The sequence below is a fragment of the Mesotoga sp. H07.pep.5.3 genome, assembly GCF_002752615.1.
Taxonomy (GTDB): domain Bacteria; phylum Thermotogota; class Thermotogae; order Petrotogales; family Kosmotogaceae; genus Mesotoga; species Mesotoga prima.
In genome coordinates this window covers 796,860-809,563 of sequence record NZ_AYTV01000012.1, presented here as the reverse complement: position 1 = coordinate 809,563, position 12,704 = coordinate 796,860, and the positions used below count along the sequence as shown (strand labels likewise).

Here is a 12,704-nt window from a genome sequence, read left to right as displayed (position 1 = left end):
TCAGTTCTCCGTATCTTTCAACTGTAGTTTAAGCAAATCAAGCTGCTTCTTCGAAACCTCGGAAGGTGCGGAGGTCATCAAATCTGCGCCGCTGGCGACCTTCGGAAATGCTATTACTTCCCTTATAGACTGAGCGCCGACGATGATTGCGATGATTCTATCTAGACCGGGAGCAATTCCTGCGTGAGGAGGTGGACCGTATTTGAAGGCTTCTAGCAGATAGCCGAATTTCTCCGTCGCCTCTTCCCGTGAAAGCCCAATTAGATCAAATACCCTGCTCTGAATATCTCTCCGGTGAATCCTGACTGAACCGCTCGCTATTTCGTAACCGTTGAGAACTAGATCATAGGCTTTCGATCTAACTTTCAAAGGATCACTTTCTCCATATTTCTCAAGATCTTCCAGATCCGGCATAGTAAAGGGATGATGCTCGGCCTCTATCCTTTGCTCTTCTTCGTTGTAGGAAAACATGGGAAAATCCGTTACCCAAAGAAACTCAAATCCCTCTACCGAGAACTCTTCCTCTTTAATAATCTTGTTCCTTATCTGTCCTAGAGCCTTCGAAAGCGAAAGCCCCTCTCCTAGGGTGAATAGAATCAGGTCGTTTTCATTCGCAGCGAAAAGAGAGACCAATGACGAGAGCTCTTCTGGACAGTGCTTAAGTATAGATGACTTCAGACCGTCACCCTCAACTTTCGCCCACATCAAACCTCCAAGACCGTTCTCTTTTGCAAATGCGGTGTATTCGTCGAGCTTTTTTCTTGAAAATCTATCGGCCTTGCCTTCTAAGAGAAAGCCCTTGACTTTCTCGCCCTTGTCTATAGAATCAGAGATAACTTTGAAAGCCGTTTTTTCGAAGGTCGAAGTAATATCGTGAATCTTCATTCCATATCTAGTATCGGGTTTGTCGCTGCCATATAACTCAACAACCTCCTGATACGTGAATCTCCTGAACGGTGTATTGATATCGGCGGAAGCTGCTTTCTCAAACGCATACTTCATCAAGCCCTCGGTCATCGAAAAGACATCTTCCTCATCTGCAAAGGACATTTCCAAGTCGATCTGCGTGAACTCCGGCTGCCTGTCGGCCCTGAAGTCCTCGTCTCTGAAGCATTTGGCAATCTGATAGTATCTATCGAAACCGGAAACCATGAGCAGCTGTTTGAATATCTGAGGAGATTGTGGAAGAGCATAGAACTTGCCTGCCTTTAGGCGAGAGGGCACGAGGAAATCTCTTGCCCCTTCTGGGGTGGATTTTCCCAGGATCGGTGTTTCCACATCTACGAAGCCGTTATTGTTAAGGTACTCTCTAACGGCTTGAACAAATCTATGTCGGGTAAGAATGTTTCTTTGCATCTTTGGCCGTCTTAGATCAAGGTATCTATGACGAAGATGCATCTCTTCGGCCGACTCTTCATCGATATTTATGTAAATCGGCGGGACTTCTGCATCTGAAAGTATTTCAATCTCCGAGGCCACAATCTCTATCTCCCCAGTGGGAAGCCTAAGATTGATTGCATCATCGGGTCTTTTCCTAACGGAGCCAGTTACGGAAATGCAGAACTCGTTCCCCAACTTCAACGCCATGTTGTAAAGCTCATTATCTTGAGGATCAAAGACCACCTGTGTGAAACCATATCTATCTCTCACCTGAACAAATTTGATTCCGCCGAGGTCTCTTATACGATCGACCCAGCCGTTCAATGTAACTACTTTCCCCGTGTCGGAAGCCCTCAATTCCCCACAGGTGTGCGTTCTTTTCTTCAACTCCAACACCTCCCACAGAGATAATATTACCACGCCAGTTTCTAGGATGGAATCTAGATTTGTGGTAGAATCATTTAGAATATTTCCTTCGGGGAGGTGTAGAAATTGAAAATGAAAGTTTTACTTGCCTCACTGCTTATTCTCGGTCTGGCATTTACTTCAGCATTCGCTGCGGTCAATTACGTTGATGTTAGTTCAAATCACTGGGCTTACGATGCCGTGATGAAGCTCTCTGACCTCGGTATTCTAACCGGGATTGTGCAGGCCGACGGCAAAACTTATTTCAATGGAAACGATGCTCTGACAAGGTATCAGACGGCTGTCATGTTAAAGAAGACGCTCGATTACGTTGAACTGAACTTCGCCAGGCAGGGTACCGTCCCTCAGAACGGAGCGGTAGACGGTACGATTATGTCAAGACTTGAAGCTTTGGAACTGGCGCTGACGGATTCCACCGGAAGGCTTATAGACACAATGGATCTCCAGCTGAGAATAACCGCTCTCGAAAACAGAATAAGCTCTCTGGGAATCTCTACAAATGGAAGCGTATCTCAGAGCACTGTCGAATCACTCAGACAGCAAATCATGAAATTCGTTGAAGATCTTTCCTTGACCACCAAAAAGCTGGACATGCTTGCTCTTGATGTGCAGAATGTACAGAACAGCACGTCTAATCTCACGGTTATGGAATCAAAGGTTAACGATGCCGTTAGAAGAGTTGACACACTGAGTGGCAACGTAAGTATGATACAAAGCAGTATTTCTTCAAACGAAAGGGCTATTTCGGCTCTTGATTCAACCGTAAGATCATTGTCCTCTTCTTTAAGTGACTATGATGCCAAACTCAGCACAATAACCAACAGGGCATCTGCAAATGCAATTGAGATTGCATCGATCAAGGAATCCATGACGACACTTTCTGGCGATGTGCTGAGCGTGAGAGATCTCCAGAACAAGATCTCTTCTCTTGAAGATCAGATTGCTAATGTGAAGCTTCCTACCGAGGCGACTGACAAGCTTGATTATCTTTCGGCAAGAGTGAACGCGATTTCTTCAGATTACGCAAAAATCGGAGATCTCCAGAACTACGTAACCAAGACCGACCTTAAGGCAAACTTGAATCTCTATGCGGGGATCGATGAGCTTGCACAGGTTAAGAACTCCAGCGAAGTGCTGTATAAGGATCTCCAAACCCTGAGAGACGACTTCGCTTCTGAAACCGGAATCATCAAGAGTGATATCGGAAATCTCCAAAGAAGCATCAACGCGATAAACGAAATCGTTACGATCCATGAAAACGAACTTGCTTCCTTAAAGTCTTCGGTTAGCACTGTATCCTCTCTCAGGAGCGATCTTAACGCTCTGAATTCCAAGTTCAACGCTCTAACCGATCAACAGTCGAAGAACTTTGCTGCAACACAGGCTAGCATCGGTGATCTCGAGGCAAAGATTAACGAGAATATGGATATGCTTAACGTGACTGTTGATGCGAGTCTTTCCAGAATCTCTCTGGGAATGGATACGGTTAACACACAGTTAGGAAAGAACGAGAGCGAGATCAAGGCACTTAAGACCAGAGCGGATTCACTAGAATCTAGGCTAAACACAACGGTAGTCAACCTTGAAAGATACCTCAAGATTAGTGACCTTGAGACTCAACCTGTTATTGTGAATCTCTCGGAAAGAGTAGCCGAGATCAACAAGGCCACTGTTGACGCCGCCACAAAACAGGACGTTGAAGCACTTCAGAAAAAGACTTCACCCTGGTTGATTCTTTCAACTTTGAGCGCACTTGCTGCACTAGGTATTTCAATTGCTGTTCTTCTTGGTTTCGAGCTCTAAGAAAAATCGAAGGATAACAGATTTGCCCGGGCTATTGCCCGGGTTTTTGCTATAATTGAAGCTGACTAGTTGTTGCTGGAGGTGCTTATGAAAGTCGCAGAGATTTCTTCACTAGGTAAACATATAAATGAACACGTACAGATCAGGGGTTGGCTGAGAAGAAGAAGATCGAGTGGGAAGATCCAGTTCCTCTTCTTGCGGGATGGTTCCGGATTCGTTCAGGCAATCGTAGAGAAGTCAAGCGTGCCCGAGAGCGTCTTTCAGGTTGCGGCCTCCTTGAAAATGGAGTCAAGCCTTATAGTCACCGGTCTTGTAAAGGCCGAGGAAAGAGCTCCTGGCGGAGTTGAAGTACTGGTGGAAGACCTAGAAATTATTCAGATCCCTGAAAAGGACTTTCCAATTAACAAGCCTGACCACTCGATCGATTTTCTTATGGACAACAGGCATCTTTGGCTGAGGACTCAGCGACAGACTCATGTTCTTAAGATTCGTCATGAGATAATACGTGCCGTCAGAGAGTTCTACAATGATCGAGGCTTTGTCCTGGTAGACACCCCGATATTCACCGGCTCGATTGGAGAAAGCGCCGGGAACACATTCGAAATCGACTACTTCGATTACGGAAAGGCATATCTAGCTCAGACGGGACAGCTTTACCTTGAAGCGGCTGCTATGGCTCTTGGAAAGGTTTATAATCTCGGACCAACCTTCAGAGCCGAAAAATCAAAGACAAGAAGACATCTCATAGAGTTCTGGATGAACGAAGCAGAAGTCGCGTATTACGGACACGACGATAATATCAGGCTTCAGGAGGATCTCGTCACCTATGTCGTTAAGAAAACTCTCGAAAGAGCAGGAGAGTATCTTCGCTCTGTTGGACGAGATACGTCGAGACTAGAGAAGATCGAGACTCCATTCCCTAGAATAACCTATGACGAGGCAATAAGGCTTCTAGTAAAGAAGGGGTTCGATATCAAATGGGGAGACGACATCGGAGGCGATGAAGAAACGGCAATTGCAAATGAGTTCGAAAAACCGGTTGTTGTCGAACGGTACCCAAGAATGATGAAAGCCTTCTACATGCAGCCCGATCCCGAGAGACCGGAAGTAGTCCTATGTGATGACATGCTGGCCCCAGAAGGCTATGGAGAGATAATTGGGGCTTCTGAGAGAATTCACGACCGCGACTTGCTTGTCGAAAGAATACAGGAGTATGGTCTCGACGTCGAATCATACGACTGGTATCTCGACCTGCGAGACTACGGTACGGTTCCACATAGCGGTTTCGGTATGGGAATCGAAAGAATTGTTGCATGGATTGCAGGTCTTGAACACATCAGAGAAGCGATACCCTTTGCAAGAACGCTCTACAGGATTCATCCTTAGGAGGTTATATGGGAGAAGAACGCTTCCTTACGCCCGGCGAGGTGCAAGAGGATAATTCAATTAAGAGTCTTAGACCTAAGACTCTACAGGAGTATATTGGTCAGAACCAGATAAGGCAAAGGCTTCGAGTAGCGATCGAGGCTGCAAAGGTACGGCGTGAAGCCCTTGACCACACACTGCTGGCCGGCCCTCCGGGACTGGGAAAGACTACTCTTGCACATATAATCGCTAACGAGCTGGGATCTGAGATATATGTTACTTCAGGACCTGTAATAGAGAAGCAAGGAGATCTGGCCGCAATTCTAACCGGCCTGGAGCGAGACGATGTGCTTTTCATAGATGAAATTCACAGACTGAACAGAAGCGTTGAAGAGATACTGTATTCGGCTATGGAGGATTTTCAGCTTGACATAATGATAGGCAAGGGACCAAGCGCGAGATCTATACGTCTCGATCTGAATCCCTTCACTCTGGTCGGTGCAACTACGAGAAGCGGTTTCATAGGGGCTCCTCTTCGAAATAGGTTCGGTATGATCCTCGAAATGGAGTTCTATCCGGACAGGGATCTCAAACAGATTATTCTACGCTCTGCTGCCCTTTTGGGGACTTCGATTCGGGACGATGCAGCCCTTCTGCTCGCAAGAAGGTCGCGAGGTACCCCAAGAATCGCAAATAGGTTGTTAAGGAGAGTAAGAGACATCGTCACCGTTGAAGGTGAAAGCGAGATCACCATGGAGACCGTTGAATCGGCAATGACTCTGCTTTCAATAGATTCGGAAGGACTCGATTCAATGGACAAAAAACTCTTATCGATTCTCATCGAAAGCTATAACGGCGGACCTGCCGGTGTAAAGGCCATTGCCGCTTCGCTAGGAATCGAGCCGGAAACAATAAGCGAAGTATATGAACCATTCTTACTTCAGAGTGGATTCCTCGTAAGGACAAGTCGGGGAAGGATGGTTACGGAAAAGGCATACAGGCACCTCGGCCTCCCCCTTGAGGGAAGAAATACTCCGCTCTGGAACTACGCTGATCATAGAGAAGAGGTAGAGGAATAAGATGGCTGTTTCTTCGGACAGGCCCATCAATATCGGAACCTGTAAGTCGACAAGGCCATTTTTGCTGGATAATCTTTTATTTTATAAGAGCCTTTTCAGAGTTTGCTTAGGAGAAAGTTTTCCTTCATTTACCGCGGGGTGAGAGTTATGAAGGCTGCAGTGTTCTACAACAGAACCAGAATCTCCGCCGAGATGCTTGACTGGCTTTCAAGAGAGATAGAATTACATAAGATCGATACTTCCTTCTGTGAAGATCGTGCTTCCTGTTCCGTTCAGGAGCAGGATGTCATCCTTACATTCGGGGGAGACGGAACGGTCCTCGAGGCAGTACAGATGGCTGTTCTCAACAATCTTCCCATCATGAGCTTCAGAGTTGGTAGTGTCGGATTCCTCGCTGCCTTTGAACTCAGCATGCTGCATACGGCCCTCGACCTTTTGCAGGAGGGAAAACTCGATGGTGTCGATAGAAATGTAATGGAGATAAGCCTGGATGGAACCGTAAGATATGCTCTCAACGATTGCGTCGTCGAGCGTTCAACACCAAGCAGGACGGTCTCCTTATCAGTAGAAATATCAGGGCAAAGCAGCTACCAAGTCGTAGGCGATGGAATAATCTTTGCTACAAATACGGGCTCCACTGCTTATACGATGGCGGCGGGCGGCGCACTTGTTGACCCCGAGGCCAATTGCTTCCAGATAACGCCAATATGCCCCCATAATCCCTTCGTTGGATCGATAGTCATAGGCGCCTCTAGAAAAGTGAGAATGGAAGTGAAACAAGACAAGGGTTTTCCTCTAGAAGCCTATGTGGATGGGGAGCTCGTCTCTGAACTGAGGACCGGGGATACCATTGAAGTTTCACTCTCAGATAGAAAGGTGACTCTTCTCAGGGAAGGAAGCTTTGATTTCGTTGCTTTGCTCAAGAGAAGGCTCGCTTTTGGAGGTCGGCTTAAGGATGATATCTAAAGTAGGCCTTGAAAGAATAGGTAATTTGAGAATTGAGATCTTGAGAATGGCCAGATATGTCCAGAGCATCTTCAACAAGACAATGGTCGCAGTACTAGAGCGAAATGAACACCAGGCTAGAGATGTGATTTATTCCGATTCTGTGATAGATTACCATCAGGTGGAGCTGCAGGCAATGATAATTGGTCTAACGGGTATACTGACTCCAACTGGCAAAGAGCTGAGGTTTTTGACGCTCTCAATGAATATTGTCAGTGCCCTGGAGAGAATAGGTGATAAGTGTGTCTTCATTTGCGAGACAAGTCTTTCACTTTCGAAGAGACCGCCTATCGGATACTACGACAAGATGAAGTCTATGTTTGAGTCTGTCTCGATTATGACTAAGGGAGCAATAGACAATCTCGTTGAACCATCTCTGTCTGAAGCAGAGAGGCTCTGTAAGAGCGATGACGCTATTGATCGAATGCAAGAAGAGGTGAAGTCTGATCTGATTCGTTATTGTGAGCAATCGCCTTCGGTTGTTGGTAGGGCGTTTGACCTTATGATGATTTTCTGTGCACTGGAAGAGATTGCCGATCTTTCAACGGAATTGATGGAAGCGGCAGTTTACATAGAAAGCGGAAGACACTATAGATGTGTTAACGACGATTTCAAACCTGTGGATTTTGAAACCCAGAATGATGAGGGGTGATTCTTCTTGATGACTCTTATAAAGTATATAGGAGCTCAAGCATTGGGTTCGATATTTGTTGGTCTCGCGGGGTTCATAATCTTCGTAAGTTTGGAGCTGCTTTACTATCTCTCAGATATGATTATAAGATACAAGGTTGGAATCGATAAACTCTTTCTACTTATTTATTACAATCTTCCCGAGTTTATTGTCCTGGGAATTCCAGTGGGAATACTCCTAGCGATATTCTGGGTACTTTCAAGAATGCGCTCAGACAATGAACTGATTGCCCTTCAAACCCACGGCATATCCTTGAAGAGGTTGGTTATACCCTTTCTTCTCATAGGTATTATTTTCAGTGGCTTTGCTTATCTCTTGAACGACTATCTCGTACCGACAGCTTCGACAAAGGCAAATGAGGCGATGGCGAGATTCGTCTACAAGCAACCGGAAGTTACTCTCAAAGAAAACGTATTTATGCGGGACAGCCAGGGAAGAATGATCTACGTGAGGAGAATCGATCAGGAGACGAAGGAGCTCAAGAACGTCTCCATTTATGAAGTTTCGAGGGGTCAAGTTACGCTTACAACGGCGGAAAGCGCAGTAATCTCTTCGAACAAATGGATTTTGAGCAAAGCTAATATCTATCAGACAGACGAATCGGGCTTTCTCGACGTTGAGATGCAGTTCGGCACTGCCGAGTTCGAAATAGATGAAGATATCGAACGTTATCTGGCCAGCTTCAAATCTCCAAAGGAAAAGACAAGTAAAGAACTGAGGGATGATATCGAAGCCTTCAAGAATACGGGGATCAATACCTCCTCGCTCGAGGTCGCTCTGCAAGAGAAGTACTCGATGTCCATCGCTCCTCTCGTAATTGTTCTTCTTGGCGTTCCGATCTCGTTGATGTTCAATCTTCAGTCAAAATCCTGGTCTGTAATACTTACTTTTCTTCTGGTCGTCATCTATCAGGGATCGGGAGCCTGGTTGAGTGGAATGGGAAAGGAGAACCTTATAAACCCATCTCTGGCACCATGGATACCAAATATTATATTTTCTATGCTTGGTGTGATAATATACTGCCTCATCGATACTAAAGCCAGTTATAGATTATCGGAGCTGTTTACAAGAATAATGAAAGTATCGGCAATTGTTCTTCTTCTTCTCGTTCCCGGTCTCCTCGAAGGATCTAATGTGAAGATCGTCGGAGGCACAATTGCCGGAACCAAGAGTGGCAGGGAGATACTGCTTGGTGGTGGAGTCAAGGTAGAGTATTTCAGCGAGACCATGAACGCTACGATTGAAGCCTCCAATGCTTCGATACTAAATGTGGATTCCACTCCGGAATCGATCTCCTTCTGGGGAAACGTGAAGATGCTCAGTGATGAGACCACTATTCTCTCGGACAGGCTGATTCTAGACTTGACAAATGAGCGCGTCGAAAGTATGCAGGTTTACTCAAGAACGGAACTTGAGGTTCCGGCCGCCAGAGGCGATACTTCAAAAACCGGTTCGAAGGTACCGTTTTATGTCTTCGGTGATTATGTGCAGTCGACTATGGAAGCATCTCCTACCTTTAATATTGGAGAAGGATATGTAACTACATGTGACAAGACCCACCCTCATTACCGCTTCAGAGTCTCCTCCGCCGTAATTACACCTGGCAAGGGAATGTCAGTGCAGAACATGCTCATGTATATCGGCAATGTTCCTGTATTCTATCTTCCAGCTTATTACTTCCCTCTAGACGACCCGGAACGAAGGCCTTTCGACGTTGACCTTAGCGGCATTACCGAAGCCGAAACAAGAATAACTTTACGGTATCTAGAACTGGACTGGTTACTCCTACAGGGAACGTGGTACAGACACTGGATTTCCACCGAAGATGCATTCACGGCGAAGGCTGTCTTATTCACACCCTTGGGTGATTTGGAACTGTTCGGGCAGTTTGGACAGCAGAAGGAAACAAGTTACGGAGCGTACGTTTTGCTAAAACCCGCTTTCGACTGGCTGAGGATTCAGGGAGGAGCCCTCTATCTTAGTGGTCCTTCGTTAAAGGAACTTCAAACTCCCTTCAGTGGAATCAATCTTGGTGAAACCACCTCAGAGAACAAAGTGACTCAGCTCGATCCGTTTGCGGTAAAGGAATCACTGAATGCGACGGAGATGCAGTTAGCATATGTTCAGCTTCTTTCGCCTCAGGACTGGGAGCTTGAACTCGACGTAATTGGAGCCTTCGCAAGATACGATGAAGAGAACCTTTGGATGGTGAATCTTCAAAACCTCACCGTACCATCCGATGGTGGTATTGATGCAGGTTTCTTCAAGTTAAGCACATCGGAGTTCAATGTAAACGGCCTTTTCGGTCAGAGATATGTGAATAATGAGGTGCTGTACTCTTTGAGGACCAAGGCCTCGGTTTTGAAGACGAAAAGCTCCCTTTTTGGTGCCGACGCTTCGGTAGATTCACTGAACTTCACCTTGGCCTCAAATGCGGCAACGGTAACGGAACTATTCGACCCCTCGAACATGGAGGATTTCGTGCTGGAGGTGAACAAATACCTCTTCACTGCTGGCAACCTGAAGATTGGCGGTGATATCAAGAGCACATTTGATGCTTCAACTACTGAACTCAATATCACAATGCCCTCTGACAACAAAGGAATTGGAAGAAACTACTTGACATATGCCTCCGATGACGGGAAACTGAAGGTAAACGGCAGATATGCACTGGATTTCGATTCGCTCCATGAGAAGAACAAAGATAAGCTTTTCTGGATAGATCCTTTCGACATTCTTTATGACGGCTTTGTCTCGGTAGAACTTAAGTTCTATTTTGAATCTAGATACGACAAGTCATTTAAGATTGAAGGAAAGAAGCTTCGTGTGTATAAGGATATTGAGCTTTATAAAGGCGAATGGGGATTGCTTTCGGTGGATGTAATCCTAGAGCCAGCTTATGAAGTTGGTTTCATATATGACTCGGAAGAGGGTTGGGAACTAACCAAAAACGAAATTCCCGTCACTCTCAAGAACGAGGTTACCTTTAGACCTTTCGATTGGTACTATGTTGGCCTTCAGTACAACCCCGTTCTTACCTATGATTTTATAAAGAAGGAATGGAGGCTCGATCATCCAGGAAAACTGTTGACCGGTATCGACTCGGAGATCGTTAAGGCTGACTATACCTTGGAATTGGATTACGAAGAACTAGTGGCAAGTCCAACAGAGATGAACTGGCTCGGCAAGGGAATTCTTACTACTGAGGTTGAATTCGCGTTCTGGGAAGTGACTCTAGGTCAAAAGGCCGAGACTGTTTTTATGCCTGTCACTTCACAGGCATCCGAGACATCATACTCGGTCACATTTGATTCCGAGGTCTTTTCTCACAGTACGGAAAGCAAGGTTTACTGGCAGACCGGCGACAAGCTTGACGACTTTGTCAACAAGGAGAGGTTGACAATCAAAGTCGCCACTGAGACCAGCTTTCAATTCACTCTTGACTGGACTTTCGACGCCTCACCAAGCGTAGCGGACGATGAAAGGATGCTGAAAGATCTTGTTTTTGGCTCCTCGATTAAAGTAAAGGACTTTGCCGAAATCGGCGTCAAGTTCAGATATCCCTATCTGTTCGGTTCGAGAAAGATCTATGATCGACTAAAAATAGAGGTCAACGATCTCTCGATAGGCGAGGTTTCATGGAAAAATGCTTCGATTGACTTCACTACGGGTTTTTCTGAGTTCGACTCGAAATACAAGTATCCGGAGAAGTACTTCACAAAGTCTGAAACGCAGGCACAATTCCTGTTGTGGCAGTCAACCAGGCTGTCAGTTTCCTCACTATCTGTAGGAGAGTATTTCATTGCAACTTCAACGGCATCGGAGACCGGCGATACCGCCTATTCCTTTGGAATATCAAACGTGAAGCTCGGGAACAAGCCTCTGTTGGGTGGGACCAACGCTGAGTTTGATGAATTCGGACTGTCGATGGAGCTTAGAAAGAGCGAGGATCTGTACTTCACAATGCACATTAATGAGCTTTACTTTCCTATGGGTTCGATTTCAGATACCCCAGGCGTCCTGAACAGGCTCTCACTGGGAATTGACGGGAGTGGGAAGAGAAGCTTTGTCGAAATTGGTACATATACGGGCGACATTTCGATGTGGGACGAGTCGATAGCCAAGCTCTCTCCGATGTACTTTGATCTCCACTGTATGGCACTGGAGTTTATCTTGAGATTAAGCTTTGGCAGTGATGTCACAACTATTCAGGATACAGTCGAAAGTATCGCACTAAAATACTACATAAAGGAACTGAAGGATAGATACTTCGTGATTGGCCTTTACAAGGGCGCTCCGTTCTTCAGGTTCAGATTCTGAGGTGAAAACTGTTGACTGACTATGTAAAGAGGAAAGAGCTTCTTCTGGAACTCAATTCAAAGATAAGTGACTGTAGTCTATGTCCTTTGAGCTCATCGAGAACCAACACAGTTCCCGGTGAAGGTTCAATTGAGACTCCCGTTGTTTTTGTGGGTGAAGGTCCCGGGGCCGATGAAGATGCTTCAGGCAGGCCCTTTGTCGGCAGAGCCGGTGAGTTGCTAACAAAGATTCTGGAGTCAGTGAAACTTTCGAGAGAAGACATTTTCATAACAAATATCGTAAAGTGCAGACCTCCTAAGAACAGAGTTCCGACTGCGGAGGAACAGAGAGCCTGTTCGCCATACTTGCTCTCTCAACTAGCAATAATAAGGCCGAAGCTTATCGTTGCCCTCGGAGCCACGGCACTTTCATATTTTGTGAATGAAGAGGGAATTCAGATAACAAAGGTCAGGGGACGGATTTTCGACTGGATCGGCGGAATTAAGGTCTTTGCTATGTTTCACCCTAGTTATCTTCTCAGAAATGCATCGAGGGCTCCTGGATCACCAAAAAGCCTTACCTGGGAGGACATTCAAAATGTTAGAAAGATGTACGATCAATTACTCTCTGGCAAAAATATTGACATTTAGGAGGAT

General features: G+C 45.8%; 8 protein-coding genes. 7 read left to right on the top strand and 1 reads right to left on the bottom strand.

What is annotated here, in order from left to right; all coding sequences use genetic code 11:
* Positions 1–1,767 carry an aspartate--tRNA ligase gene (gene aspS, locus V513_RS07590; protein ID WP_099772225.1) on the bottom strand — a complete coding sequence of 589 codons (1,767 nt, stop codon included), beginning with the start codon at positions 1,765–1,767 and terminating at the stop codon, positions 1–3.
* Positions 1,768–1,878: 111 nt separating this feature from the next.
* On the opposite strand from aspS, the gene V513_RS07585 reads away from it, so the two are divergent.
* The 7 genes from V513_RS07585 (at position 1,879) to V513_RS07555 (ending at position 12,698) form a co-directional block, all read left to right on the top strand.
* Positions 1,879–3,609 (top strand): S-layer homology domain-containing protein, encoded by a 1,731-nt coding sequence (locus V513_RS07585; RefSeq protein ID WP_257212010.1) that lies wholly within the window; start codon positions 1,879–1,881, stop codon positions 3,607–3,609.
* Positions 3,610–3,696: 87 nt separating this feature from the next.
* Positions 3,697–4,995: an asparagine--tRNA ligase gene (gene asnS / locus V513_RS07580; RefSeq protein ID WP_099772223.1), complete on the top strand. Its 1,299-nt coding sequence runs from the start codon at positions 3,697–3,699 to the stop codon at positions 4,993–4,995.
* 8 nt (positions 4,996–5,003) lie between these two features.
* A complete protein-coding gene (gene ruvB, locus V513_RS07575) occupies positions 5,004–6,053 on the top strand; it encodes a Holliday junction branch migration DNA helicase RuvB (RefSeq protein ID WP_099772222.1) in 1,050 nt (349 codons plus the stop codon).
* Between the two features lie 147 nt (positions 6,054–6,200).
* The gene (locus V513_RS07570) at positions 6,201–7,019 is read left to right on the top strand and encodes an NAD(+)/NADH kinase (RefSeq protein WP_257211995.1); all 819 of its coding nucleotides are present in this window, start codon (positions 6,201–6,203) and stop codon (positions 7,017–7,019) included.
* Positions 7,009–7,710: a phosphate signaling complex PhoU family protein gene (locus tag V513_RS07565; RefSeq protein WP_099772220.1), complete on the top strand. Its 702-nt coding sequence runs from the start codon at positions 7,009–7,011 to the stop codon at positions 7,708–7,710. The genes V513_RS07570 and V513_RS07565 overlap by 11 nt, the downstream gene beginning before the upstream one ends.
* 9 nt (positions 7,711–7,719) lie before the next feature.
* Positions 7,720–12,069 (top strand): LptF/LptG family permease, encoded by a 4,350-nt coding sequence (locus V513_RS07560; protein WP_257211994.1) that lies wholly within the window; start codon positions 7,720–7,722, stop codon positions 12,067–12,069.
* Positions 12,070–12,080: 11 nt separating this feature from the next.
* Entirely contained in the window at positions 12,081–12,698 is a 618-nt protein-coding gene (locus V513_RS07555; RefSeq protein WP_099772218.1) for a uracil-DNA glycosylase, read from the top strand.
* The last annotated feature ends 6 nt before the right edge of the window (positions 12,699–12,704 follow it).